This window comes from Flavobacterium sp. CF136 (genome assembly GCF_000282055.1).
Lineage (GTDB): Bacteria > Bacteroidota > Bacteroidia > Flavobacteriales > Flavobacteriaceae > Flavobacterium.
Genome location: NZ_AKJZ01000074.1, coordinates 16,986 through 42,473 on the forward strand (window position 1 = coordinate 16,986; position 25,488 = coordinate 42,473).

The following is a 25,488-nucleotide window of genomic DNA, read 5'->3' on the forward strand; positions in this document are numbered from 1 at the left end:
ACAAATTGAATATTATGAAAAGTAAGTATGTAATACTAGCATCAGCATTATTGATTTCGGTAGCTACTTTTGCTCAAAAAGATCAAATAAAAAGTGCAGAAAAAGCATTAAAAAGCGGTGATGCCCAAGGAGCAATTACGATATTAAAAGATGCTGAAAATATGGTAGTAAATGCCAAAGACGTTGAGCAGGCCCAATACTATTTTGTAAAAGGGAATGCTTATTTAGACCTGGCAAATAAAAAAGTAGAAGAAGGTAAAAACTTATCTCTTGCTGCAGAGAGTTATAAAAAATTAATTGACATTGAAAAAGCTTCGGGTAAGGTGAAATATTCTACTCAGGCAGCAACATCAATAACTGAAATTAAAGGAAAATTGATTAATGCAGCCATTGCTGATACTCAATCTAATAAAAGTATTGAAGGGGCAAAAAAATTATATGACGCTTATCAATTAGATAAAAAAGATACAATTAATTTATATTATGCTGCTTCAACATACGTAAATGCTCAGGATTATGACTCAGCACTTGCAGCTTATGAAGAATTAAAAAAATTAAATTATTCAGGAAAAGGAACCAGTTATACTGCTGTAAATAAAGCTTCAGGTAACGAAGATGGTTTTAATACTGCAAACGAAAGAGATTTAGCTGTAAAATTAGGAACACACGAAAAACCTAAAACTGAAGTGATTCCTTCAAAAAGAGGAGAAATCTACAAAAATTTAGCTTTGATCTTAGTTCAGAAAGGACGAATTGAAGATGCTAAAAAAGCAGTAGCAGATGCGAGAAAAACGAATCCGGAAGATACTTCTCTAATTCTTTCAGAGGCTAATTTATATTTAGAAACTAAAGATTTCGAAACATATAAAAAATTAGTTGGAGAAGCTTTACAAAAAGAACCAAACAATGCAGATTTAATTTTTAATTTGGGTGTAATTAGTGCTAATGCTAAAAACCCTGTTGATGCTGAAAAATATTATTTGAAAGCTATTGAAATTAATCCAAATTATTCAAATGCTTATCTGAATCTTGCGGCTTTAAAATTAGAAGCTGAAAAACCAATTATTGACGAAATGAATAAATTGGGAACTTCTGCAAAAGATATGAAACGTTATGATGTATTAAAAGCACAAAGAGAAAGTGTTTTTAGAAGTGTGATTCCATATCTTAAAAAAGCAAATGAGTTAGATCCAAAAAATCAAGATGTTTCTAAAACATTATTGGGTGTTTACAAAGCATTAGAAATGACTGCTGAAGCAAAAGCATTAAAAGCTACAATGTAATACGTATTACCTTGTAAATAAAAAAACCGTCTAAAATATTTTAGACGGTTTTTTTATTTACAAGTTTTTCACTTTTGTATGCATGTTTGGATTTGACAAATTGTGAACAAAAAAAAGACCATCAAAATGACAGTCTTTTATTTATTTAAATTCTTTTAGTATAACAGAAAGAATCGTAAAATTATTTTTTAGTATTAATGTTTTCCGTGACCATGACCGTGACCATTACCATTACCTTTTTTGCCATGACCATTATCATGGCGATCGTTATCATGACGATCATAATCGCGACCATTATCTCCTCTGTCTCCTCTTGGTCTAAAAGGTCTTTGTGGAGCACCATGGTATCCTTTGTAATATTTTGTTCTGTGTTTATTATAGTAAACATAAGGAGTTCTTCCATGGTAATCATTTAAAACAACTTTATAACCTGAATACAAATCGTAGTTTCTGTATTGTCTTGGTAAACGACTTGATCTAATCCATGTTCCGCCACCCAAATAAATAAATTGTGCTGCCCTTACATCATAATACGCTTCGATATCCGGTAAATAATAATATTCCATATTTGTATATCCTACTGGGCCCCATACAGGCGGTGTTCCTATATTGACATTAACAGATACTTGTGCCTGTGTTGTACTTGCAACCAGTAGAAATAATCCGGCGATTGCTATTTTAATTGTTTTCATCTTTTTTTTATTTTATGTTAATCTATATATAGGTATTCATATACTGTGCCAAAGATATAAAAACATATATGTTTTTATATGTAAAATTAATTGTTGTGTAAATATTTTTATTATTATGTTTGTGTTAATAAATTGATATTTAGTTCCTTATGAAACATTTTGAGTTTTTATAAAAAGAATAAAATTATTTGTACTCTACAATTCCTGGCTTAGCCAATTCAAAAGACTGAAGCCCAAAATCCGAAGTTTGAAAAGTATTCGTTTTAAATACTGAATCACCCTGATTAGGAATAGTCGGATAATAAGAAAGTGAAATCTGAAAAGAATTAAACACTAAATAATCATTACTGATCAAAAGTCCGACACTTAGTTTTGAATAATATTTATTTTGAAATAATCCCGAGTCACTATTTCCCAATACAGCTATGGAATAATTAAAATATGGATTTATCCTAAAACCTAAAATCTCTTTAGGTGCATAGGTCTGTGTCTGTAAACTTAACACCATTTTACTTTTGCCATAAACAGCGGCGTTAAAGCCTTGCAGACCATAATTTTCATTTATTGTAAGTTGATCTCCAATAGAATTTGCACGATTTATTCCAACAATTACTTCGGGTTTTATGAATTGTCTCAATTTCCAGGTTCCAATTTCTAATAAATTAGTAAAATAATTAGCTTCAAGTGAAATTGAAGTCTGATAAGTTTTAGACTCGTGAAAAAAAGTACCCATTTCGAAATTAGTACTCAAAAACCCCCATTTATAATAATCCCCAAAAGAAAACTGGGCGCCTAAATATGGCCGCCACATATTATTTTTGAACTGGTAACCAGCTGTAATTCCATATATTCTTCCAATGGGAACATCTTCAGTATTTCCGTTTCTAAAAATATAATTGTCTTTTACGAATTCACGTGTGTTAATTCCAAATCCCATTAAAAACTGTTGTTCATCTGAGAAAAAGTTAATTGAATCATATTCTATCGAAGGTTTTTCAGTATAATCAATATCTAAAAAACGTCCGGATATGACAAGATTGGTGGTCCTGTCATTTTTAGAATTTAAACTGGTAATATTAAATGCTTTACCAAGCCAAAAATCATGTAAATTGTTTTTAAAAGACTGGAACTGGTAATTTAAATTTGCATCTTGTAATGTGTCTTTCCTAAATTGTTGTTCGAGCTTAATCCCTCCAGCCCATTTCGTCAAAGGGGAGTAAAACGGACGTTCGATAGCAATACTTTTATTGTAGTTGTCGTCTAAATCCGTATAATATTTGAATTTTGTAGTGATAAAAGTATTTTTGATATTTGGAATTGTATAAGTTGCATCATGACCATCATGACCGTCTTCAAATCTATTGGTAAATTTATATTCGAGTTGTTGGCCGGTACCTAAAATATTGCGATCATTAAATCCGACTGAAATTTTTGAACTTGATATTGAAAATTTAGGTAATAAGCTCCAGGCATCTAAAACACGGACTGTAATATCTATGGAATCATTTGTTGATGAGATTAGCTCTTCTGAGATTGTAACTCTGCTTACAAACCGTTGTGATCGAATAATACGTTCGGTTTCTTTTATTTTATAGGCGCTATACAAGGAATTTTTCCTAAAAAGCAATAAATTTTGAATGGCAAACTTTTTAGTTTTCAGATGCATCCTGTTTCCTGTTCTTTCTCCCCAATTTTTTGGAACCATCGTAGAATCAGTATCAGAAAGTCCAAACGGATCCAGGGTTATAATTCTGATATTGCGAATAATTTTCCCGTCAATATCCGGCAGGTGTGTTTTTTCAACCAAAGTCTTGTTTTTCTTTTTTATTTTGGAAGGTTTGAAAATTATCCTTTTTATGAAGTTTGTAACTTCTCTTTTTTTACTAATCTTTTTTGTTTCAGAAGAGGTTTCGGTGCTGTCTTTTTTAGTTTTTTTTTCTTGTGAAAAGACTCCCTGAGAACAAATCCAAAGTAAAAGTAAAATTATTATTTTTAGGTTTCGAAACATCTAATAAAGTTAGCTTAATTAAGGAATAAAACGATAAGGATAAAAACATATTGCCGGGTTTTAATTTTCAACTTTTAATCTTCTAATTCTCCATGCAAATTTCTTAGGCATATGATTTCCCATTAAATATCCCCATGGTTCCAAAGGTTCTATTTTGTCAAATATTATTTTTAAAATCGCCAAAAGAGGTATAGCTAAAAACATGCCTGAAATACCGGCTGCAGCACCTCCAATTATAATTCCTAAAATTGAAACAAACGCATTAATTTCAACTTTTGAATTAATTATTAAGGGAACAAGTATATTATTGTCAATTAATTGAACTATTATATTTACAACTAAAATGCCTACTATTATTGATGTCTCCGAGGTTCCGGTAAGCGATGCAAAAAGCGTTATTATACCTGCTGCAAAAATCCCGATATATGGAATAAGGTTTAAAAGACCGGTTATAAGCCCTAATAAAATAAAATATTTTACACCAATAATCCAAAGCCCTAAACTTGTTAAAACTGAAACAACAATCATTTCCAATATTAAGCTTACAATGTAATTATTTATGGAAACTTTTATTTGTGATAAAATATCTTTTAAAGTTGAATGGTTTTCTTTGTTAATTAATTTTACAAGGAAAAGAATAAAATGATCTTTGTATAATAAGAATAAAAAGGTATAGATTGGAATTATGGTACAATCTAAAAGGAGATCACTTATTGAAATTATTGCAGAACCAATAGTAGCTTTTCCGTCTTTAACAGAATCTTTAGTTACATTATCGATATACTTTTTTTGTTCTCCAATACTTATATTAAAATTATCCTTGATGTATTTATGGATGTCAATTATAAAAGAATTGACATTTTTTTTAATAGTTTCTACATCATTAGCCATGTCAGTAACCTGATAGGAAATAAAAACAAGTATGCCAATAATAAACGATGCAAAAAGTAAAACACACATTATTGCAGCAAAATGCCTGGAGAATTTAAATTTTGTATTTAAAAATGTGAAAAGAGGTAATAGTAAAACGGCGAGCAAAAATGCCATAAGTACAGGCGTAATAATATCTTTTCCAATGCAGAATATTACACTAAAAGAAATTAAAATTAATAAAATGCAAGAAAATTTAATGTAAAAAGGGAATGGTAGCTTTTGGTTCATTTCACGAGTTTTAAAACTAAAGAATTGTTAAACAAAGGTTATACTTTATTTAAGTTATAATGTTTTAGTTTTTGAACTTTAGTTTATAAAATTCCCATTCACTTTAAATGTGAGATTAATCAAAAAACTCTTTTTCATCATAATGGGCAGGGATAATCGATATTCCTTTTTGTAGTAAAAGATTATTCGGAAAGATAATTTTCTCGCCGTCTTTAGTTTTTAAATTAACATGAAAAGCACTGATATCTTCGATTTCGGCTTCAATAGGAAAATCTTTATCATGAATTTTTATGGTATCGCCAATTCGAAATGGAAAAGAAAAAAACAAAATCATTCCTGATGTTATGTTGCTCAAAATTGACCATTGTGCAAACATTGCAACGCCAATAACAGTAGTAATCGAAGAGATTGTTATAAAAATATCTTTAGTTTGAACACCCCAAATAACTATCAGGCTGATTATAATAAACAGATTTATGAATATATGGACATACTTAATAACCAGATTAGCCCTGTGTTCAAGGATTTGACTTGTTTTTGCATAACGACGAATCAGTTTGTCGGCAATAATTCTCAGGAATATTAAAACAATTAATAAAATTCCTGTGACAAGTATTTGATGTGTATATTCTTTGAAAAAAAACATAAATTAAATTTTACTCTAAAGTACTCAAATATTTATAAACTTTTGCAGTAGGCAGTCCCATGACATTAGTGTATGAGCCTTCGACTTTGGCAACTGCCATAAAACCGAACCACTCTTGTATGCCATAAGCACCCGCTTTATCGTATGGTTTATAGTTTTCTATATAATACAAAATAGCTTCGTCTGACAGTTCATTAAAAGTAACTTTTGTAATATCATTTAAAAGAACAGAAGCAGAGTTGGTCTTAAAACAAACCGATGTAATTACTTCATGGGTTTTATTTGACATTGATTTTATCATTTCAAAAGCTTCTTGTGCATTTTTAGGTTTCCCCAAAGCTTTGTTTTCATGCCAGACAATTGTGTCACTGGTTACTAAAATTTCATTTGTTTTCAAGTCTCCTTCAAAGGCATTTGCTTTCAGTTTTGCCAGATAATCGGTTATTTCAACTGCTTTTAACTCAGGAGGATATATTTCTTCAATTTCTTTTAAGCGAATTTCGAAATCTAAATCCAGGTCTTTGAAAAATTGTTGTCTTCTTGGCGAACCTGAAGCAAGTATTAAGGTGTATTTTTTTAATTTTTCTTTAAGCATTGTAATGAATATTTAACGTAATAACCACAATTGATAAAATTCCGAAAAGTAAAATCAGTTTTAAAACAGTACTCAAATGATGAAAATCTTTTTTGGTTTTTGCCGTAAAAATTTTTATAATAAAATAAAGTAATGGAGCCAGGACCAAAATAAAAGAATATAAGGTAGCTATAAACAAACCGTTTTCTACAAAATAATTTTTAATGTAAAGTAATAATAAAACAAAAGGAATGACTGAAATTACAAATACTATTTTTGCTGTTCGACTAATACCAATTGCAATAGGCAGGGTGTTCATTCCCTGATTATAATCTCCATCGACATCTTCTATATCTTTAACTATTTCACGTATGAAGTTAATCATAAAAGCAAATAAGGCATAATCTGTTAAAATAGAAAATAAACTAGCCATTTGTGCTTTATTTTCTGCGGCCATTGCCGGAAAAATATCAAAAACACCAATAATAACAACACTTATTGCCAATAAAAATGCTACAACAAGGTTTCCTAAAATCATGATTTGTTTTAAGGTTGTAGAATAAAAATAAAGCAATGAAGCTATAAAAATAAAAATGGTTGCAAATCCCGGTCTCTGAATCACATTTGATAAATAAAACCCAATTGCAACACCTGTAATGTTTAGTGCTATATAGATGTTATAACCATTTGTTTCTGAAATACCTCTGCCTATTATAACATCATTTGGTTTGTTGATTCTATCAGTTTCGACATCGAAAATATTATTAATTACATAACCTGCTGCGGCTATTAAAACGGTACTTAAAACCAATAAACCATATTGCCAGTCTGATAAAGCTAAAGGAATATTTTGTTGTTTTAAAAAAGAATAACGGAATAAAACCTGCATGAAAGCAAGCATCAGTAAGTTTTTATATCGGATGAGTTTGAGGAATTTCATTTTTTAAGATTCTGAGAGGCTAAGTTACTAAGGTTCTAAGGTTTTTTGAAAACTGGTACTGAAAACTAATCATGTTTTCCGTTAAAATATTCCATCCATTTCCCCTGTACTTTCATGACCTGTTCGATTACGTCACGTACAGCGCCTCTTCCGCCTTTGACGTGAGAAACATAACGGCAAATATTCTTAATTTCCGGGCTTGCATCTTGCGGGCAGGTTGGTAAGCCTACCAATTTCATGACATGAAAATCAGGAATATCATCACCCATATACAACACATTTTCAGGTTTTATATTGTTAATATCTGTGTATTCCTTAAAAGTTTCCACTTTATCAGGTGTTCCTAAATGAATGTCAGTTATGCCTAAATTACGCAATCTTACACGAACACCTTCGTTGCTTCCGCCGGAAATAATGCATACGTTAAAACCACTTTCTACAGCTGCTTTCATGGCATAGCCATCGCGAATGTTCATTGTACGAAGCATTTCGCCTTCGTTGGTTACAAAAACGGAACTGTCTGTAAGTACGCCGTCAACATCAAAAATAAATGTTGTTATATCGTTCATTATTTCTTTAAAGTGTTTTGCCATTATTTTGTATAGATTGTGTTAGTATTTTATAGATGTTTTTTTGATTTTCATTGGTTAAATACTCTAAATGAGCTGCAATTGTATTGGAATCATTCCGTTTTGCCGGACCTGTTTGTGCATCAATTGGGTTTAATGTATTTATTTTTTCGGCAGTTTCCTGAATTAAAGGTTTTAGTATTTCGAAAGGAACATGATGTTCTTCACAAATTTCCTGACCAATCTGGTACAAATAATTCGTAAAATTATTAACAAAAACAGCCGAAACGTGCAATGCTTTTCTTTGTTCAGAACTAATTTGGAAAACGGCTTTGGAAATACTTTTGGCAACTGTTTCTAAAATTGCATAATCAGATTGGTTTTCAGCTTCCAGACAAATTGGAATCATCGAAAAATCTACAGCTTTATTTTTAGAAAAAGTTTGTAAAGGATAAAAAACGCCTCTTCGGTTTTTAGAGTCTAAAATATTCAGTGGGGCAGTTCCTGAAGTATGAACTATAAGTTTATCATCAAAAAGAAATTGCTCTGAAACTTCGGCTATTGCATTATCAGAAACAGCTATAATGTATACATCAGATTCTTTTAAAGCAGAATACTCAGTTATGATTTTATCTGAATCGAGCAGATGTTCCAACGCTTCTTTTTTTCTTGAAAATACCTGTGCGATTTCAACAAGATCACTTTTTGAAAAAGCTTTTATCAAATGCTGAGCGACATTTCCGGAACCAATTAGCGTTATTTGAATCATATCGCAAAATTAGCATTTTTTTTAAAGAGATTTACTTTGATTTTATTGGATATATTTTTTATTCCGGATTAAAAGACTGTATTAATTTTTGGCTTCTTTTTCAATTTATTTAAGAGATAAAAATATTTTTTCTGCATTTAAGAATTCGATCTTAAAAAGAACTCTTTTTTGGTTTTAATTAACAAACGCCAAATATTAGAACTCAACATTTTTAAGTACTTTTGTGCCACTTTATATACACTGTAATTTCCTTAAAAATGGATAAAAAAATATTCTCTTTTTTGTTTTCTACACGATTAATGGCTGTTCTTTTTTTAACATTTGCAATAGCAATGGGTGTCGGAACTTTTATAGAAAGCAAATACAATACCGATACTGCCCGAATTCTAATTTATAATACCTGGTGGTTCGAAGCAATAATGGTGTTTTTTATGATAAATTTCTTTGGAAACATCAAGCGTTATCAATTATTGAAAAAAGAAAAATGGGCAACCTTATTACTTCATATTGCCTTTATTTTTATTCTTTTGGGAGCCTTTATTACACGTTATATCAGTTACGAAGGTATGATGCCAATTCGCGAAGGTGCAGCTGAAAACCAAATTTATTCAGATAAAACATTCTTAACCGTTTTTGCAGATGGAGAGTATGAAGGAGAAATGAAGCGCAGGATTTTTGAGAAAGCTCTTTTATTATCTCCTGTGACTAATAATGATTTTACCCTTTCAGGTAAATTTGACCAAACTCCTTTTGAAGTTACCTATTCTAACTACATTATGGGGGCCAAAGAAGTGATAAAACCAAAGGCAAACGGAACTTTATATCTTAAATTAGTGGAAGCCGGTGCCGGTGGTCGTGAAGAACATTTCCTTAAAGAAGGCGAAGTTCAAAATATTCACAATGTTTTATTTGCTTTGAATAAACCAACAAATGGTGCCATAAATATTAATACGACCGGTGAAAAGTATACCATTCAAACCCCTTTTGAAGGTGAGTTTATGCGAATGGCAGATAAACTTCAGGGAAAAGTAACAAAAGATAATGTACAGCCATTGATGATGCGTTCTTTGTACAGTATTGGTGATATCCGAATTGTATTTCCCGATCCTGCTGTAAAAGGAATTGTTGATTATGAATCGAGTAATGATTTTAAAGCTAAATCTCATACTGACGCCTTGATTGTAAAAGTTAAAGCGGAAGGTCAGGAAAAAGAAATTCGTCTGCTAGGTTCTAAAGGAAGTGTGGGAGAACCGCAAACCGTTAAAATTGGTAAAATTGAATATTCTTTATTCTACGGAAGTAAAGCTTATGTTTTACCATTTAAAGTTAAATTAAATGATTTCATAGCGACTAAATATCCAGGAACCGAGAAAAGTTATTCTGCTTTCGAAAGTAAGGTAACTGTTCAGGACTCTGCAGAAATTTTTGATGCCAGGATTTATATGAATCACGTTTTAGATCATAAAGGATACAGATTTTTCCAGTCTTCGTTTGATCCGGACGAAAAAGGAACGGTATTATCTGTAAATCATGATTTCTGGGGAACTTCAATTACTTATTTGGGTTATTTTATGCTGTTCTTCGGTTTAATGGCAATTATGTTTACCAAAGGTTCACGTTTTGCAGATTTAAAACGCAAACTTGAAAAGGTAAAAGAGAAAAAAGCAAAATTAATTACGATTTTGGTTTTAATGTTAAGTTTTAGTGGTTTTTCTCAGGCACCCCATGTTCATGAACACAACCATAATCATACAGAAGATCCTAACGATCACGACAATCACGTAACACGCCCGCCAAGTCAAAAGCAAATAGATTCACTGCTGAATATTTATAAAGCACCGGAAGCTCATGCGGCTAAATTTGGTCGTTTGGTTATTCAGGACGCCGGAGGTAGGATGAAACCTATTAATACTTTTTCGTCAGAATTATTGAGAAAAGTAAGTCATAAAGACACCTATAACGGAATGAATTCTGATCAGGTGTTTTTGTCGATGACACAATATGCCCAGGTTTGGATTCAGGTTCCGATTATTTATATTAAACCTGAGAATGACAGTATTCGCAGAATTATCGGAATTGAGAAAGAAGCTAAATTTGCTCCGTTTATAAAGTTTTTTGATGAAAATGGCAATTATAAACTTTCTCCGTATTTGGATGCAGCCTACAAAGCGGCAAATCCAAATAATTTTGAAAAAGATTTTATCGAAACGGATAAAAAAGTAAACCTGATGGAATCTGCGTTAAGTGGAAGCATACTGAAAATATTCCCGATTCCGAATGACCCGAATAACAAATGGATTTCTTACTTAGAAATAGGCAACGCTGGTCTAAAAGGAATGGATGAGACATATGTAAAGCAAATAATTCCTTTGTATTTTAATGCTTTAAACAATGGTTCTATTTCTAAAGATTTTAAAACTGCCGATGATTTGGTTGAAAGTATTAATGGTTTTCAAAAGAAATTTGGAAGTAAAGTGCGTCCAAGTGAAAGAAAAATCGATCTTGAAATTGCGTACAATGAATACAATATTTTACCAAAAATGTTTTATTGGTATTCGCTTTCCGGGATATTCATGCTGATTTTTACTCTTTTGAGTATTTTCTTCGATAAAAAGTTTTTACGCATTACAGTAAATGGCTTTCATGTTTTAATCGGATTCATATTTACGCTTCACACACTTGCTTTAATTGCGCGTTGGTATATTTCTGGTCACGCACCCTGGAGTAACGCATACGAAGCGATTGTATATGTAGCGTGGGCAACAATGTTCTTTGGATTGGCTTTTGATTTAAAAGTAAAAATTCAAAAGAAATCTTCCCCAATTGGATTTTCCTTAGTTTCTATTTTATATAGATTAGGCTATATTAAATTAGAAAGTTATTCTAAACTTACGGTTTCTTGCTGCGCGTTTGTAACCTCAATGATTTTTATGGCTGCAAATGCAAACTGGATCGATCCTGAAATCGCCAATTTACAGCCAGTTTTGAACTCGTATTGGTTAATGATTCACGTAGCGGTAATCGTAGCAAGTTACGGACCATTTGCCCTCGGAATGATTTTAGGTTTTGTTTCATTAATACTGATTTTCTTTACCAATGATAGAAATAAAGCCAAAATGGATCTGAACATTAAGGAAATCACCTATATCAACGAAATGTCATTGACAATTGGTTTAATCATGTTAACGATAGGAAACTTTCTTGGGGGTCAATGGGCCAATGAAAGTTGGGGACGTTACTGGGGGTGGGATCCTAAAGAAACCTGGGCATTAATATCAATTATGGTTTATGCTTTTATAATCCATGCTCGTTTTGTACCTGCTTTACGTGGAAAATGGACATTTAATTTAATGAGTATGTTTGGTTTTATATCTATTTTGTTTACCTATTACGGTGTAAATTTCCACTTAGTAGGTTTGCACTCATATGCAAGCGGAGAGGCACATTCTCTAAATTGGATTTATTATTCATTAGGAACGATTTCTGTAATTGGAGCTTTAACATATCCGAGTTATCGAAAATACTATAAAAAATAATAGGTATTAATTCATATACAAAAAGGTTCAACTTTACGGTTGAACCTTTTCTTTTTATTAATATTATGTAAAAAGATTTTGGCCCTGGATTTAAATTTTTATCAAACTTTTAAAAAGATAATTAGCGAAGCTTCAATTGTTGTAAGAAAGTTTGAATTGCTTCCTGCTTTAGCCGGAGGTTATAATTTAGATATAGTGAAAGGCTTTAGCCAAATATAGTTGCTGATTTTTTCGGCTAAAGCCAATTTATCTTTTGATTCAGTTTCCTCCAGCTAAAGCAGGAGGCAATTCAAAGCGTTGAGGATTCATATATTTTAAAAATCAATTATATGCAATTAATTTCGCTAAAATTCAATCAAAAAAGCATAAAAAAAGGATAGCTTTTTACTATCCCTATCTTATATTCTTATTTAATCATTTTTTAATGATTTCTTCTAAAACTGCTTTGTTTTCGTAGTTTGTTACTTTAAGGATAATCTCCTGATTTTTGGCTGTTTTTCCTTCAATTATATATAATTTTCCTTTGTTGAACGGAACATTACTTTGATCAAAATCGACATCTCCAAATGTCAATGTATTTTTGACATCAGCTGTATCTACCCATTTTTCATTTAGGGTTTGAATTGCTTTTTCAGAATATTGAAATGGTTTGGTTCTTAAATTATTCAAAACCCTGGCATTCGGAAAGTAATTGCAGCGAGTATCTTTTCCACTAAAAACTAGGGCTACAAAAAAGCATCCCATAACCAGACCAACCAAATAATAAGCAAAACGATGTACGAACTTCATGAATTAAATTTTTTGCAAAGGTAAGCTAAAGTTATTTTAGAAAACAAGTAAATTAATATCGTTATCAGGTAAATCAAACCATTCTCCAATAGCTTTGTTGGTCAGGATCCCGTGGTATAAATAGATTCCATTTTTTAAACCTTTATTACATCTGATGGCACTTTCCAAACCACCATCTTCGGCTATCTGCAGCAGGTAAGGGGTGATTATGTTACTTATTGAAAGTGAGGCAGTTTTAGAATATCTTGATGGAATATTAGGTACACAATAATGTAAAACATTACTTTTTATGAAAGTTGGTTTTTCGTGCGTAGTAACTTCTGAAGTTTCAAAACAACCTCCGGTATCAATACTGACATCAACAATAACGGCTCCTTTTTTCATGTGCTCAACCATAGTTTCTGTCACAACAATCGGACAACGTTCTTTGCCCCGCATTGCGCCAATAGCTACATCACAACGTCTTAAAGCCTTTAATAATGCTTTTTGCTGAATGGTAGAAGTAAAAATACGTTGATTTAAATTATTTTGTAAACGACGCAGTTTAGTAATCGAATTATCAAAGACTTTTACGTTTGCTCCTAAGCCAATAGCAGTTTTGGCAGCGAATTCACCAACAGTTCCAGCTCCTAAAATAACGACATCAGTAGGAGGGACACCTGTAATATTTCCAAATAAAAGCCCTTTACCAAATTCATCCGTAATCATCAGCTCAGCAGCGATCAGGATTGAAGCTGTACCGGCAATTTCACTTAATGATTTTACGGCAGGGTAGGAACCATCTTCATCTTTTATATATTCAAAAGCAAGAGCGGTTATCTTTTTTTGTGTTAAAGCTTCAAAATAAGCTTTCTTTTTTGTTTTTAGCTGAATAGCAGATATGATTATTGTTTCAGGATTAATCATTTCTATTTCTGCCAAAGTAGGAGGTTCGACTTTGAGTAATAATGGACAGCCAAAAACCCTTTTAGTATCTTTTGTCACTTCTGCACCCGCATCACTATATTCCTTATCAGAATAGCTTGAACTTTCTCCGGCCCCGGATTCAATCATAATGCGGTGTCCCTCGTAAGTCAAAGAATTCACTGCGTCCGGAGTCAGGCAAATACGACGCTCCTGATAACTTGTTTCTTTGGGGATACCTATAAAAAGTTCTCTTTTATGTCGGCCAATTTCAAGTTTTTCTTCTTGTGGCAACAATTGCTGTTTCGTAAATGGGGTTAAGGTTATTGACATGAGTTGTGCAAAAATTAAGAGTACAAATTACGTAAAAAGTTTTAAAATCAATGTAAAAATTCTGCTAATACTGTTTAATAATTAAGGCATTATTTTTTCCATTTTAATATCGGCTCTTTCATAAAGTCCTCCTTCAAGCGGAATTTCAGTAAAACCAAATTTTTCATATAAATGAATCGCCGGAAGCAAAATTCGGTTTGAGTATAAAATCAGTCTTTTAATATTCTTTTTTTCTGCAACAGCAATACAATGGGACAGAAGTTTATTTCCGATTCCCAATCCCTGAGCTTTATCAGAAACTGCCATTTTGCTTAATTCGAAAGTAGTATGATTAACTTTCATTAAGGATGCCGTACCTAAAATTTCATCATTATACCTGGCATAAAAAATCATTCCGCCTTTATCAATAATTTCTTCCTGTGGATTAGAAAGGGTTAATTCATCTTTTTCTTCAACCTTAAAATATTTTTGAAGCCATTCTATGTTTAAGGTTTTGATAGGGTCTTTTAAATCAGGTGAGAATGGTATTATTTCTACTGTATTTTGGAGATTCATTATAGATATATTAGTTTCACAGAGATTCGCGAAGTTTTATTAGAATATTTTTTGTGCCTCTCCGTGGAATTAAACCAGTTCTAAATTTCTTTTTCCATTAGCTAACAACTCAATGGTAACAACCGAATGTTCTTCAGGAATTAAATTTATAATTTTTTCTGACCACTCAATAAAACACCAGTTTCCTGAATACAAATAATCATCAACACCCATATCCAGCGCTTCAGTTTCTTTATTCAATCTGTAAAAATCAAAATGGTAAACTATTTTATTGTCAGAAGTATAATATTCGTTGACTAAAGAAAAAGTTGGGCTGCTTGTTGCATCTTCAACTCCTAAACTTTTACATAATTGTTTGATCAAAGTAGTTTTTCCAACACCCATTTCTCCGTTAAAAAGAATAATTTTTTTTGGCTTTTGAGCAATAATTTGTTCTGCTGTTTCCTGAATTTGATCTAATGAAAAAACGATATTCATTGTTATATTTATTTATGTAATAGTCACAGTTTTCGGTTTTAAGTCTCAATTGAAAACTAAAAACTGCGACTGATAACTTTATTTTGGGTTAAATACCAAAAACGGTATAATCATTTCTTCAAGCGAAATTCCACCATGCTGATAGGTGTTTTTGTAATAACTAACGTAATGATTGTAATTGTTTACGTAAGCTAAAAACAAATCATTTTTGGCAAAAATAAACGAACTGCTCATGTTTATCGCCGGCAAACCTATTTTTTTAGGTTCTTTTACTACATAAACATCTTTTTGCTCATATGTCAGGCTACGACCGGTTTTGTATCGTAAATTCAGACTTGTATTTTTGTCTCCAACCACTTTTGATGGGTTTTTTACATTAATTGTCCCGTGATCTGTAGTCAAGATTAATTTGAAACCCAATAGTTGTGCCTGTTGAATAATTTCTAAAAGCGGTGAATTTTTAAACCAGCTTAAAGTCAACGAACGATAGGCTTTGTCATCGGAAGCGAGTTCTTTTACAACTTCCATTTCAGTTTTGGCATGTGACAACATGTCAACAAAATTATAAACGACAGTCACTAAATCATTTCCTTTTAAAGCTTTAAAGTTTTCGGCTAATTTTTTCCCGCCAGAATAATTGGTAATTTTAAAATAATCTTCTTTTAGATTTAATCCTAAACGTTTTAGTTGTGCTGATAAAAATTCGGCTTCATAAAGGTTTTTTCCGCCATCTTCCACGTCATTTTTCCAATATTCAGGAAATTGCTTTTCCATTTCAGTAGGTAATAAACCTGAAAAAATAGCATTTCTGGCATATTGTGTTGCCGTTGGAAGTATTGAGAAATAAGGGACTTCTTTTTCTAATTTGTAGTAATTTGATACTACAGTTTCAAAAGATTTCCATTGATCATAACGCAGATTATCAATGACAACAAATAAAACAGGTTTGTCTTTCTTTTTAAGTTCCGGAACTACCAATTCTTTAAATAAAGTGTGAGATTGAATTGGTTTATCGGCTTTAGGAGCAAACCAATCTTCATAATTACGCTCAATGTATTTTCCGAATTGCGAATTAGCTTCGACTTTTTGCGATTCCAGAATTTCGATCATTCCCTGATCGTTTATGTTTTCCAGTTCTAATTCCCAGAATATCAGTTTTTTGTATAGTTCAACCCAGTCTTCAAAGGAATTAACCATGGCAAGTTCCATTGAGATTTTTCTGAATTCCTTCTGATAATCTAAAGTTGTTTTTTCGGATATTAATCTGGAATGGTCTAAATTTTTCTTTAAACTCAATAAAATCTGATTCGGATTTACGGGTTTTATCAGGTAATCGGCAATTTTAGAACCAATTGCTTCTTCCATGATATATTCCTCTTCACTTTTGGTAATCATAATCATCGGAATAGCTGATTTTTTTTCTTTCATTTCCGAAAGTGTTTCCAATCCGCTCATTCCCGGCATATTTTCATCCAAAAAGACAATGTCAAAATTTTCCTCTTCAAATAAACCAATCGCATCCAATCCGTTATTGGAGGTAGTGACTGCGTAGTTCTTTTTCTCGAGAAATAATATATGTGGTTTCAAAAGATCGATTTCATCATCGACCCAAAGTATTTTTATCTTATCCATAAACAATTTAATTTTAATGCAATTTAAAAGTATAGAACTTAAAAAGTATTAAAAATAGTATAAATTTAACCTGTTTGCAGCAATTTTTTGTACTGTCAAATTAGTACTCAAATATTTTTAAGTTTTTTGGATAATAATTTAGGGTTACCAAATTGTCAATATTAATTTGGCTTTTATAGATTTCAGAGAAAATTATCCATGAATAGTTTCACCTTTTCCGTAATTCGAAATGATTGATTCTTCATAAGCTAACCATTCTCTCCACCGTTTTTCAACATCAATTCCAACGCCGTATTTGCGTGCATATGTGATAAAAGTGGTATAATGTCCGGCTTCACTTTCCATTAATTCCCTGTAAAAAACAGCTAATTCTTCATCCTGAATGTTTTCTGAAAGGACTTTAAAACGTTCACAGCTTCTGGCTTCAATCATTGCCGAAAACAATAATCTTTCTACCAAACCTGAAACACGGCTTCCGTCACCGCTTTTCTTCATATATAAGTATAGTTCGTTTACGTAATCGTCTTTACGTTCGCGTCCTAACTTCAATCCTCTTTTGATGATAATATTATGAACCTGTTCAAAATGATCGATTTCTTCTTTGGCCAGAGCCAATAAATCTTTCACCAAATCCTGATGTTCAGAGTTATTGGTGATAATTGTAATGGCATTTGTTGCTGCTTTTTGCTCGCACCAGGCGTGGTCGGTCAGGATTTCCTCAATGTTTTTCTCAACAATATTTACCCATCTTGGGTCTGTTGGCAATTGTAATCGTAGTACTCCCATGTCTCTTTTTGTTTTTATTATTTGTTTCAAATTTCAGGTTTGAACTGGAACTAAAAAAAGTTTAAAGTTTTGTTATACGTTATTTTCGCAATCACAAAACTTTAAACTTTAAACTTTTAAACTTGAAACTTTTTATTAGTAAACGAAAATTGGTCTTTCACTCATCATTTCGTTTACTTCATTAGCTACTTCTTCGATAAGTGCTTCATTAGTATAATCAACAAGTACTTTATCAATTAAGGCTACGATAGTTTTCATATCTTCTTCAACTAAGCCACGAGTAGTGATAGCAGCTGTTCCAACACGAATTCCTGAAGTTACAAATGGTGATTTATCATCAAACGGAACCATATTTTTATTTACAGTGATTTCTGCTTTTACCAATGCATTTTCAGCATCTTTTCCGGAAATGTTTTTGTTTCTTAAATCAATCAGCATCATGTGGTTGTCAGTTCCTCCAGAGATAATGTTGTACCCTCTTTTTACGAAAGCATCTGCCATTGCGTTTGCATTTTTTTGCAATTGCATTGCATAAGTAAAGAATTCATCTTTAAGAGCTTCACCAAAAGCAATCGCTTTAGCAGCAATAATGTGCATTAAAGGTCCGCCTTGATTTCCTGGGAAAACAGCTAAATCCAATAAAGAAGACATCATTCTGATTTCACCTTTTGGAGTAGTTAAACCCATTGGATTTGGAAAATCTTTCCCCATTAAAATCAAACCTCCTCTTGGTCCACGCAATGTTTTGTGAGTTGTAGTAGTTACAATATGACAATGTGGAATCGGGTCATTTAATAATCCTTTTGCAATTAAACCTGCAGGATGAGAAATATCTGCAATTAAAATAGCTCCAACACTATCAGCGATTTTTCTGAAACGCTCAAAATCCATATCACGTGAATAAGCAGAAGCTCCGGCGATGATTAATTTTGGTTGTTCTTTAGTAGCAATTTCCTGAATTTTATCATAATCTAATCTTCCTGTTTCTTTATCTACACCATAAAAAGTTGGATTGTAAATACGTCCTGAAAAGTTTACAGGAGAACCATGAGTTAAGTGACCACCATGAGATAAATCGAATCCTAATATTTTATCACCCGGTTTCAAACAAGCGTGAAATACAGATGAGTTTGCCTGAGAACCTGAGTGAGGCTGTACGTTTGCATATTCAGCACCAAATAATTCTTTGGCTCTGTCAATCGCAATTTGCTCAATAACGTCAACTACTTCGCAACCGCCGTAGTATCTTTTGCCGGGATATCCTTCAGCATATTTATTAGTTAAAACAGACCCGGCTGCTTCCATTACTTCATCACTCACGAAGTTTTCCGAAGCAATAAGTTCTAATCCGTGAATTTGTCTGTCTTGTTCCTCTAGTATAAGGTCAAAAATTTGTTCGTCGCGTTGCATTTTTTTGTTTTTCGTTAATTTCCTGCAAAAATACAAAAAAACGTTTGTGAAACTGTTAGATTATGATATATTTGACAAGTAATTTTTCAACAAATAATTAACATTCACATGCCAATAACCGCCAACGATACCAAAAGAAAATCATGGTTAGAAGTACCAGAAAATAGTGACTTCCCTATTCAGAATATTCCTTTCGGTGTATTTCTTACCAAAGAAAATGTCGTTACAGTAGGAACCAGAATTGGCGATTATGCTATTGATTTAGGTGCTTTACAACAATTAAACTATTTTGAAGGAATAGATTTAACTGATGATATGTTCATGCAGGATACGCTTAATGATTTTATTTCTGACGGAAAAAAAACATGGCGTTTAGTCCGAAATCGTATTGCCGATATTTTTGACGCAAACAGCTCCCAACTTAGAGATTCAACAAAAGATCGTGACATTGTTATTTTTAAAATAGATGATGTTGAGATGCAATTACCGGTTTTAATTGGCGATTATACCGATTTTTATTCCAGTAAAGAACATGCTACCAATGTAGGAAAAATGTTTCGTGATCCGGAAAATGCTTTATTACCCAACTGGTTACACATACCTGTAGGATATCACGGAAGAAGTTCTACTATTGTTCCGTCCGGAATCCCGGTTCACAGGCCTATGGGACAAACGTTGCCTGCAGGTGAAAAATATCCTGTTTTTGGCCCTTCAAGATTGGTCGATTTTGAATTGGAAACAGCTTTTATTACTACTGATGTAAATGTAATGGGAGAAAATATTCCTACTTACGAAGCCGAAGATTATATCTTTGGAATGGTTTTATTGAATGACTGGAGTGCACGTGACATGCAAAAATGGGAATATGTGCCGCTTGGACCGTTCTTAGCAAAAAGTTTTGCAACTTCTATTTCACCATGGATTGTAACTATGGATGCTTTAGAGCCTTTTAGAACAAAAGGACCAAAACAAGATCCGTCTCCGCTTCCTTATTTGCAGACTAAAGGAAAAAAGACTTTTGATATTAATTTAGAAGTTTCTATTCAGCCTCTGGATCAGGAGGAAACGGTAGTTTCAAAATCAAATTTCAAATATTTGTATTGGTCAATGAGCCAGCAATTAGCACATCATACTTCTAATGGATGCCGTGTAAATTCTGGTGATATGATGGGGTCAGGAACTATTTCAGGTTCAACACCTGATAGTTTTGGTTCGATGTTAGAATTGACTTGGGGAGGAAAAAATCCAATAAAATTAAAGGATGGAAGCGAACGTAAATTTATCGAAGATAACGATACAGTAATTATTAGAGGTTTCTGTGAAACTAATGAAGTCCGTATTGGGTTTGGTGAAGTTGCCAGCCAATTATTGCCTCCTTATGTGAGACAATGAAGAGAAGATAAAAATTGTTTAAAATTAAAAAGCGAAACCTTATAGTTTCGCTTTTTTTGATTATCTGTAGTTATTTATGTCTGGTAGCCAATAATTTTTCCAAAATATCAAATACTAAATTTGTTCTCTCGAATTTAACTTGTGAGATATTTAAAATAAAGTCTAATTCTGATTATGACTGAATGTGGGGCAACATTATGTGTTCACTTCGTTTCGGTGGAATGATAGTATGGAATAGCTTCAGGAAAATTATTCTTTCTTTAGCTGATTAATGATTTCTGAAGAAACCTTGATTACCGTTCCATGACGTGTACCTTCAGGAAAACTAACCTGATCTGAGATATCTTCCCAGCCTTTGGAAGTTTGCTTTATGGCCCCGTATTTTTTCTGAGTGTATTTGTCAAAATAAACTATCCATTCTTTATTTATTTCAATAGCTGTTGGACCTTCTGCCCAATAATTGCCCGTGATAGGTTCGCTTGCTTTTGTATATGGGCCTTCCAGTTTTTTGCTGGTGGCTATTTTTAAATTTTTCTGAACCGGAACTTTTGTTTCATCTTTTAGGTACATCGTAAATCCATTATCAGTTTTTACAATTGTAGCATCGATGACATTAAAACCAGGTTCATAAAGCAATTTGGTTTTGGAGAATTTTTTAAAATCCTTGGTTGTGGTATAGTAAATCCTGTGATTATAACCATTTTCTTCTTCAGATTTGGTCTCTAAAAATCTTCCATCAATGGTAGAAGCCCAATAAATCATATATGTTTTTGATTTTTCATCATATGTAATTTCTGGAGCCCAGGTATTTCTTGTTTTTTCTTCATGTGCCATAACCGGAATGAATTCCTGCTTTGACCAATGAATCAAATCTTTTGAAGAAGCATAACCAATGCCTTTATCCGTCCAGCTAACGGTCCAAACCATGTGATATAATCCATCGCCACCTTTTATTACACAAGGATCACGCATTAATTTATCTTTTCCAACTTCGGGAGTTAAAAAAGAAGTATCATTTTTTAAAGTATTCCATTTATAGCCATCTTCACTGTAAGCTAAATGCAGTCCATCTTCGCCATTACCTTTAAAATAGGTGAATACATAACTGTCTGATTTTAAAATGTAATTGTTGACAGCCAGCCATTTTTCACAGGTTTTTGGCCAAGATGCATTTGTTCCTTTTGTGCCCAAACCAAAACCGTGACCGCCGTTTTCATACAAATGCATTTCTGCCGGAACTTTTTCTTTTTTTAGGGCTAAATAATAATTAATACTATTTTCTACAGGAACAGCTTTATCATCTGTGGCGTGAACTAAAAACGCCTTTGGAGTATCAGCTGTTATTTGTTTTTCATTCGAATATTTTTCGACTGTTTCATTGTTTGCATTTTTTCCTAACAAATTATCTTTGGAACCTTGATGTGTAACTCCTTCCTGCATGGATATTACAGGATAAATTAAAATTGAAAAGTTTGGTTTAGCACTTGTTGTATCCGAAGGAATGTAAACCTTATCGTTGTAATGCGTCGATAAAGTAGCCGCTAAGTGACCACCAGCTGAAAATCCCATAATACCAATTTTGTTAGGATTCAGTTTCCATTTAACAGCATTTCGACGAATTAATCTTACTGCTTCCTGAGCATCTTGCAAAGGAGCAACAGTTTTATTTTTCATAATCAAATCGCTTGGTAATCTGTATTTTAAAACAAAAGCATTGATTCCTAAACTGTTAAGCCATTCTGCAACTTTAAAACCTTCTTTATTGATGGCCAGCATTCCGTAACCACCTCCGGGACAGATTATAACCGAAGTTCCATTTGATTTTTCCACATCTGCAAAGTAGGCTGTAAGAGTAGGTAATGTTACTTTGCGAACATCTTCTGCAATACCATTTTTATCAGTTACTATTTTTTCTGAATATTCTTTGGATGTAATTTCATCAGGAATTTTATCCCATAACGGAATTTCCTTTTTTTGAGAGAAAGCAGAAAGGCTTATCCCTAAAGAAATACAAAATAATACTGCTTTGATTCGGTTTAAATTACTTGATTTTTTCATAAAATTCTATTTCGACAATGCGTAATTGTCCTTTTGCATTTACTGCTGTTGGGTCTTTAAATAAATCTAAATCTTTGTTTGCTTCAACTTCTACAATTTTAGAAAATCCATCTTTTTCTGTATTTGATCCGATGAGCTCAATTGTAATTTTTTCAGCTAAAACCGGTTCTACAGGAATGGTAATATATCCTAAACTTTGAGTTGTATTACCTTTAAAAATTTCTTTTCCATCGGCTAAAATACGAATTGGATAGGTTTTAGACCTCCATCCCGTTAATTTTATTACACATTCGTTCACTATTGAAGGTTTTGACAGCGTATAGGTTATTAAACCGTTTTTTACATTCCCGTCATTTTTCCACTCAGTCAGTTCGTTATCATCATAACTTTTAAAAGTGTCATTATTATTTGATGGGGAAAAGGCACTTATAATAGTTACAGAATTTCTTTTTATCGTGTAAGATGGTGTTGAAGGTGTTGGTCCTCTTTCTAAATTTGAAGCTAAATGAACACCTGGGATTTCCTTCGATAGTCCATTTTGAGTTTTTATTGCTTTGCTTTCAAAAATCAGTTCTGCCGATTTTAATCCTTTGGCTGTAGCCGAAATTTTTATTTTTCCGCCAGTTATCATTGACTGTAACATAACTCTGTTAACACCATTTTCAACAGGAATAGTTTTAGAAAGAATATAATTTTTAGGACCTTGAGCGATTCCGCCTAACCAGGTAACCGGACCATCAACAGAAAATGAAATCATGTCATTACTAATCGGGCAACGGTTTCCTTTTTGGTCAGTTACTTCAACATCAATCAAAGCAACATCAGCACCGTCTGCCAAAAATCCTTGCTCTTGTGTAGTTAATTTTAATTTGATTGCTGCAGGAATTCCGGCAGTTGATTTTGAATCTTCACTTAAAACAACTCCTTTTTCATCATAACCAATCGCTTTTATAGTACCTTCTTTAAATGTAATATTTTCAAAAGTAAATAGAAACTGATTGCTTTGTTTTCCAAAACCCTGCGAGATTCCGTTGATGAAAAATTCTACTTTACTTGCCGTAGAAACCACATAAATGTTTTTGACAACTTTATCAGTGTAATTCCAATGCCCCATAATGTGCGTGCGGTGTTTTTCGATATCAACCCAGCCATCCCACATAACCTGATGTGCCCAAAAACCGTCTTTTGGAATACGCATAGCATCCACTTCGCCACTGGTTCTGTAATTCGATTCGCCTCTGTGATGGGTGTTGGAATCAGAAAAAATAATATTGACTCCACCCGAATTTACTCTTTTTCCGGTGCCGGGCCTTTCTCTATAATAATCATACCAGCGTACAATATTTTCAATCGCATGACGATCCTGATTATGATTGTAATCTTCCGCAGGTTTGTCTCGATATAGAGGGCCAACACCTTCCTTGTGGAAAGGAGGGGAGAATTCATCCCAATATTTGCGCAAGCCTTCATCTCTGGAATATTCGGTTGCCCATAACGGTTTTTGGGCACTTTTATTTATGTAGAGCATTTCTCCGCCATATTCGGCTTCTTTGTTGTCCAGCATTTCACGAGAACCAATTGCACGTCCACCATTCGGATCATAAAGATTTCGAATGTCTTTCATCTCTCGCATATGCTCTTCGCTGATAGACTCATTACCGCTTTCATAAAAAATAATGCTTGGATTATTTCGGTTGTAAATGATAGCATCACGCATCAGGTTAACACGCTGGTTCCATTGTTCTCCTTTCGCGTCTTTTTCGGCATCTCCTGCTGGCATTGCCTGAAGTAATCCGACTCTGTCGCAGGATTCGACATCTTGTTTCCAGGGTGTAACATGCATCCATCGAACTAAATTTCCGTTGCCTTCTACAATCAATTTATTGCTGAAATCACTCAGCCAGGACGGAACAGACATTCCGATAGCAGGCCATTCATTGCTGGTTCTTTGTGCATATCCTTTTACCTGAATAACCCTGTCATTCAACCAGATTTCACCATTTTTGAATGCTGTTTTTCGAAACCCTGTTTTGGTTGAAACTTCATCAATTACTTTTCCATCAACTTTTAAAATGGTTTTTATCGTATACAAATAGCCATATCCCCAACTCCAAAAATGTAAATTATTAACCAATTTACTGGCTTTTATAATTTTAGTTTCGTTGGGTAAAAGAGTCGTTTTTTCACCTGAAAAGGATGCTGTTTTATTTCCATCATTATCTTCAATGATAACATCATATTCTACAGTTTTTGCTGTTTCAAATTCATTACGAACTTCCGTTTCAGTATGAATAACAGCGCTTTGTTCCTGAATATTAATATCGGAAGGATAAATATAAACTCCCGTAGTTTTTAGGTTAGAATAGAGTGGAAGCGTCTGGTATAATTTGCCGGTGATGTGAAGAAACACATTTTTAGGAATCCCGCCATAATTGGCATTAAAATTCATGTTGTTCCATTGATAGGTAACTCCAGTAGCAATTTCCTTGTATTTCCAGTCATTATCAATTCTTAAAGCGATCGTATTTTCTTCAGGAAAAGGCTTGACTATTTTAGAAATATCAAAACCAAAACCCATCACGCCATTTTCATGAAGTCCTGTTTTTTGTCCATTGACATAAATAACACCGCCCTGGCGAATGCCTTCAAATTCCAGAAAAATCTTTTTGTCCTTTATTCCTTTTGAAAGTTTAAATTTTTTTCGGTACCAGACAATTCCTGTGGTATGGTTGTCAATATCTTTTTCAAAAGCTTCTTCCTGATTATATGCATGAGGCAGCGTCACTTTTCTCCATGAGGTATCATCAAAAACAGGAGATTCCGCATTTTGGGAATCTCCTGTTTTTAATTTCCAATCGGAATTGAAATTGTATTTTTCTCTTTTAAATTCTTGTGAAAACAGGCTTGAATTGAGAAATATCAAAACAAGACAAAAGAGTATTTTTCTCATGATGGGTTGTTGGTTAGTTTGCGTG

Annotated in this window: 20 protein-coding genes; 3 read left to right on the forward strand and 17 right to left on the reverse strand. The window is 32.9% G+C overall.

The window, feature by feature from the left end; genetic code table 11:
* Positions 1–14 precede the first annotated feature (14 nt).
* A complete protein-coding gene (locus PMI10_RS18470) occupies positions 15–1,283 on the forward strand; it encodes a tetratricopeptide repeat protein (protein ID WP_007810740.1) in 1,269 nt (422 codons plus the stop codon).
* A 194-nt stretch (positions 1,284–1,477) separates the two neighbouring features.
* Here the strand turns inward: PMI10_RS18470 and PMI10_RS18475 are convergent, their stop codons facing one another.
* The 8 genes from PMI10_RS18475 to PMI10_RS18510 form a co-directional block, all read right to left on the reverse strand.
* Complete coding sequence (locus PMI10_RS18475; protein WP_007810741.1) at positions 1,478–1,975, reverse strand: hypothetical protein; 498 nt, start codon at positions 1,973–1,975, stop codon at positions 1,478–1,480.
* Between the two features lie 184 nt (positions 1,976–2,159).
* Entirely contained in the window at positions 2,160–3,983 is a 1,824-nt protein-coding gene (locus PMI10_RS18480; RefSeq protein ID WP_007810743.1) for a hypothetical protein, read from the reverse strand.
* A gap of 60 nt (positions 3,984–4,043) precedes the next feature.
* The gene (locus PMI10_RS18485; protein WP_007810745.1) at positions 4,044–5,144 is read right to left on the reverse strand and encodes an AI-2E family transporter; all 1,101 of its coding nucleotides are present in this window, start codon (positions 5,142–5,144) and stop codon (positions 4,044–4,046) included.
* 115 nt (positions 5,145–5,259) lie between these two features.
* Positions 5,260–5,790 carry a mechanosensitive ion channel domain-containing protein gene (locus PMI10_RS18490; protein WP_007810747.1) on the reverse strand — a complete coding sequence of 177 codons (531 nt, stop codon included), beginning with the start codon at positions 5,788–5,790 and terminating at the stop codon, positions 5,260–5,262.
* 10 nt (positions 5,791–5,800) lie between these two features.
* On the reverse strand, positions 5,801–6,385 hold the full coding sequence (locus PMI10_RS18495) for a Maf-like protein (RefSeq protein ID WP_007810748.1): 585 nt from the start codon (positions 6,383–6,385) through the stop codon (positions 5,801–5,803).
* Positions 6,378–7,304 (reverse strand): geranylgeranylglycerol-phosphate geranylgeranyltransferase, encoded by a 927-nt coding sequence (locus PMI10_RS18500; protein ID WP_081491472.1) that lies wholly within the window; start codon positions 7,302–7,304, stop codon positions 6,378–6,380. Before PMI10_RS18500 ends, PMI10_RS18495 begins: the two co-directional genes overlap by 8 nt.
* Before the next feature lie 65 nt (positions 7,305–7,369).
* Positions 7,370–7,897, reverse strand: coding sequence for a KdsC family phosphatase (locus PMI10_RS18505; protein ID WP_035632200.1), 528 nt, complete (start codon positions 7,895–7,897; stop codon positions 7,370–7,372).
* Positions 7,881–8,642 (reverse strand): Rossmann-like and DUF2520 domain-containing protein, encoded by a 762-nt coding sequence (locus PMI10_RS18510; RefSeq protein WP_007810751.1) that lies wholly within the window; start codon positions 8,640–8,642, stop codon positions 7,881–7,883. The genes PMI10_RS18505 and PMI10_RS18510 overlap by 17 nt, the downstream gene beginning before the upstream one ends.
* A 257-nt stretch (positions 8,643–8,899) precedes the next feature.
* Between PMI10_RS18510 and ccsA the strand changes: the two genes are divergently transcribed.
* Complete coding sequence (gene ccsA / locus PMI10_RS18515; protein WP_007810752.1) at positions 8,900–12,178, forward strand: cytochrome c biogenesis protein CcsA; 3,279 nt, start codon at positions 8,900–8,902, stop codon at positions 12,176–12,178.
* A gap of 414 nt (positions 12,179–12,592) precedes the next feature.
* On the opposite strand, the gene PMI10_RS18520 is transcribed toward ccsA, so the two are convergent.
* The 7 genes from PMI10_RS18520 to glyA form a co-directional block, all read right to left on the reverse strand.
* Positions 12,593–12,967 (reverse strand): DUF4258 domain-containing protein, encoded by a 375-nt coding sequence (locus PMI10_RS18520; protein WP_007810753.1) that lies wholly within the window; start codon positions 12,965–12,967, stop codon positions 12,593–12,595.
* A 36-nt stretch (positions 12,968–13,003) separates the two neighbouring features.
* Entirely contained in the window at positions 13,004–14,203 is a 1,200-nt protein-coding gene (locus tag PMI10_RS18525; RefSeq protein WP_007810754.1) for an alanine dehydrogenase, read from the reverse strand.
* Positions 14,204–14,284: 81 nt separating this feature from the next.
* Positions 14,285–14,758 (reverse strand): GNAT family N-acetyltransferase, encoded by a 474-nt coding sequence (locus PMI10_RS18530; RefSeq protein ID WP_007810755.1) that lies wholly within the window; start codon positions 14,756–14,758, stop codon positions 14,285–14,287.
* Positions 14,759–14,827: 69 nt separating this feature from the next.
* On the reverse strand, positions 14,828–15,235 hold the full coding sequence (gene tsaE, locus PMI10_RS18535; protein WP_007810756.1) for a tRNA (adenosine(37)-N6)-threonylcarbamoyltransferase complex ATPase subunit type 1 TsaE: 408 nt from the start codon (positions 15,233–15,235) through the stop codon (positions 14,828–14,830).
* Between the two features lie 78 nt (positions 15,236–15,313).
* Positions 15,314–16,867 carry a T9SS response regulator signal transducer PorX gene (locus PMI10_RS18540; protein ID WP_007810757.1) on the reverse strand — a complete coding sequence of 518 codons (1,554 nt, stop codon included), beginning with the start codon at positions 16,865–16,867 and terminating at the stop codon, positions 15,314–15,316.
* A 192-nt stretch (positions 16,868–17,059) separates the two neighbouring features.
* Complete coding sequence (locus PMI10_RS18545) at positions 17,060–17,653, reverse strand: tRNA-(ms[2]io[6]A)-hydroxylase (protein ID WP_007810758.1); 594 nt, start codon at positions 17,651–17,653, stop codon at positions 17,060–17,062.
* A gap of 135 nt (positions 17,654–17,788) precedes the next feature.
* Positions 17,789–19,063: a serine hydroxymethyltransferase gene (gene glyA / locus PMI10_RS18550; RefSeq protein ID WP_007810759.1), complete on the reverse strand. Its 1,275-nt coding sequence runs from the start codon at positions 19,061–19,063 to the stop codon at positions 17,789–17,791.
* Between the two features lie 108 nt (positions 19,064–19,171).
* Between glyA and fahA the strand changes: the two genes are divergently transcribed.
* Complete coding sequence (gene fahA, locus PMI10_RS18555) at positions 19,172–20,455, forward strand: fumarylacetoacetase (RefSeq protein WP_007810760.1); 1,284 nt, start codon at positions 19,172–19,174, stop codon at positions 20,453–20,455.
* Positions 20,456–20,704: 249 nt separating this feature from the next.
* Here fahA and PMI10_RS18560 read toward each other — a convergent pair whose 3' ends face one another.
* The gene (locus PMI10_RS18560; RefSeq protein WP_007810761.1) at positions 20,705–22,513 is read right to left on the reverse strand and encodes an alpha/beta hydrolase fold domain-containing protein; all 1,809 of its coding nucleotides are present in this window, start codon (positions 22,511–22,513) and stop codon (positions 20,705–20,707) included.
* A complete protein-coding gene (locus tag PMI10_RS18565) occupies positions 22,497–25,463 on the reverse strand; it encodes a glycoside hydrolase family 2 protein (protein ID WP_007810762.1) in 2,967 nt (988 codons plus the stop codon). The genes PMI10_RS18560 and PMI10_RS18565 overlap by 17 nt, the downstream gene beginning before the upstream one ends.
* Between the last annotated feature and the right edge of the window lie 25 nt (positions 25,464–25,488).

What these genes read in the sequence shown, in the direction of transcription:
- PMI10_RS18470 (WP_007810740.1), top strand. Translation starts at nt 15, where the DNA reads ATGAAAAGTAAGTATGTAATACTAGCATCAGCATTATTGATTTCGGTA.
- PMI10_RS18475 (WP_007810741.1), bottom strand. Translation starts at nt 1,975, where the DNA reads ATGAAAACAATTAAAATAGCAATCGCCGGATTATTTCTACTGGTTGCA.
- PMI10_RS18480 (WP_007810743.1), bottom strand. Translation starts at nt 3,983, where the DNA reads ATGTTTCGAAACCTAAAAATAATAATTTTACTTTTACTTTGGATTTGT.
- PMI10_RS18485 (WP_007810745.1), bottom strand. Translation starts at nt 5,144, where the DNA reads ATGAACCAAAAGCTACCATTCCCTTTTTACATTAAATTTTCTTGCATT.
- PMI10_RS18490 (WP_007810747.1), bottom strand. Translation starts at nt 5,790, where the DNA reads ATGTTTTTTTTCAAAGAATATACACATCAAATACTTGTCACAGGAATT.
- PMI10_RS18495 (WP_007810748.1), bottom strand. Translation starts at nt 6,385, where the DNA reads ATGCTTAAAGAAAAATTAAAAAAATACACCTTAATACTTGCTTCAGGT.
- PMI10_RS18500 (WP_081491472.1), bottom strand. Translation starts at nt 7,304, where the DNA reads ATGAAATTCCTCAAACTCATCCGATATAAAAACTTACTGATGCTTGCT.
- PMI10_RS18505 (WP_035632200.1), bottom strand. Translation starts at nt 7,897, where the DNA reads ATGGCAAAACACTTTAAAGAAATAATGAACGATATAACAACATTTATT.
- PMI10_RS18510 (WP_007810751.1), bottom strand. Translation starts at nt 8,642, where the DNA reads ATGATTCAAATAACGCTAATTGGTTCCGGAAATGTCGCTCAGCATTTG.
- ccsA (WP_007810752.1), top strand. Translation starts at nt 8,900, where the DNA reads ATGGATAAAAAAATATTCTCTTTTTTGTTTTCTACACGATTAATGGCT.
- PMI10_RS18520 (WP_007810753.1), bottom strand. Translation starts at nt 12,967, where the DNA reads ATGAAGTTCGTACATCGTTTTGCTTATTATTTGGTTGGTCTGGTTATG.
- PMI10_RS18525 (WP_007810754.1), bottom strand. Translation starts at nt 14,203, where the DNA reads ATGTCAATAACCTTAACCCCATTTACGAAACAGCAATTGTTGCCACAA.
- PMI10_RS18530 (WP_007810755.1), bottom strand. Translation starts at nt 14,758, where the DNA reads ATGAATCTCCAAAATACAGTAGAAATAATACCATTCTCACCTGATTTA.
- tsaE (WP_007810756.1), bottom strand. Translation starts at nt 15,235, where the DNA reads ATGAATATCGTTTTTTCATTAGATCAAATTCAGGAAACAGCAGAACAA.
- PMI10_RS18540 (WP_007810757.1), bottom strand. Translation starts at nt 16,867, where the DNA reads ATGGATAAGATAAAAATACTTTGGGTCGATGATGAAATCGATCTTTTG.
- PMI10_RS18545 (WP_007810758.1), bottom strand. Translation starts at nt 17,653, where the DNA reads ATGGGAGTACTACGATTACAATTGCCAACAGACCCAAGATGGGTAAAT.
- glyA (WP_007810759.1), bottom strand. Translation starts at nt 19,063, where the DNA reads ATGCAACGCGACGAACAAATTTTTGACCTTATACTAGAGGAACAAGAC.
- fahA (WP_007810760.1), top strand. Translation starts at nt 19,172, where the DNA reads ATGCCAATAACCGCCAACGATACCAAAAGAAAATCATGGTTAGAAGTA.
- PMI10_RS18560 (WP_007810761.1), bottom strand. Translation starts at nt 22,513, where the DNA reads ATGAAAAAATCAAGTAATTTAAACCGAATCAAAGCAGTATTATTTTGT.
- PMI10_RS18565 (WP_007810762.1), bottom strand. Translation starts at nt 25,463, where the DNA reads ATGAGAAAAATACTCTTTTGTCTTGTTTTGATATTTCTCAATTCAAGC.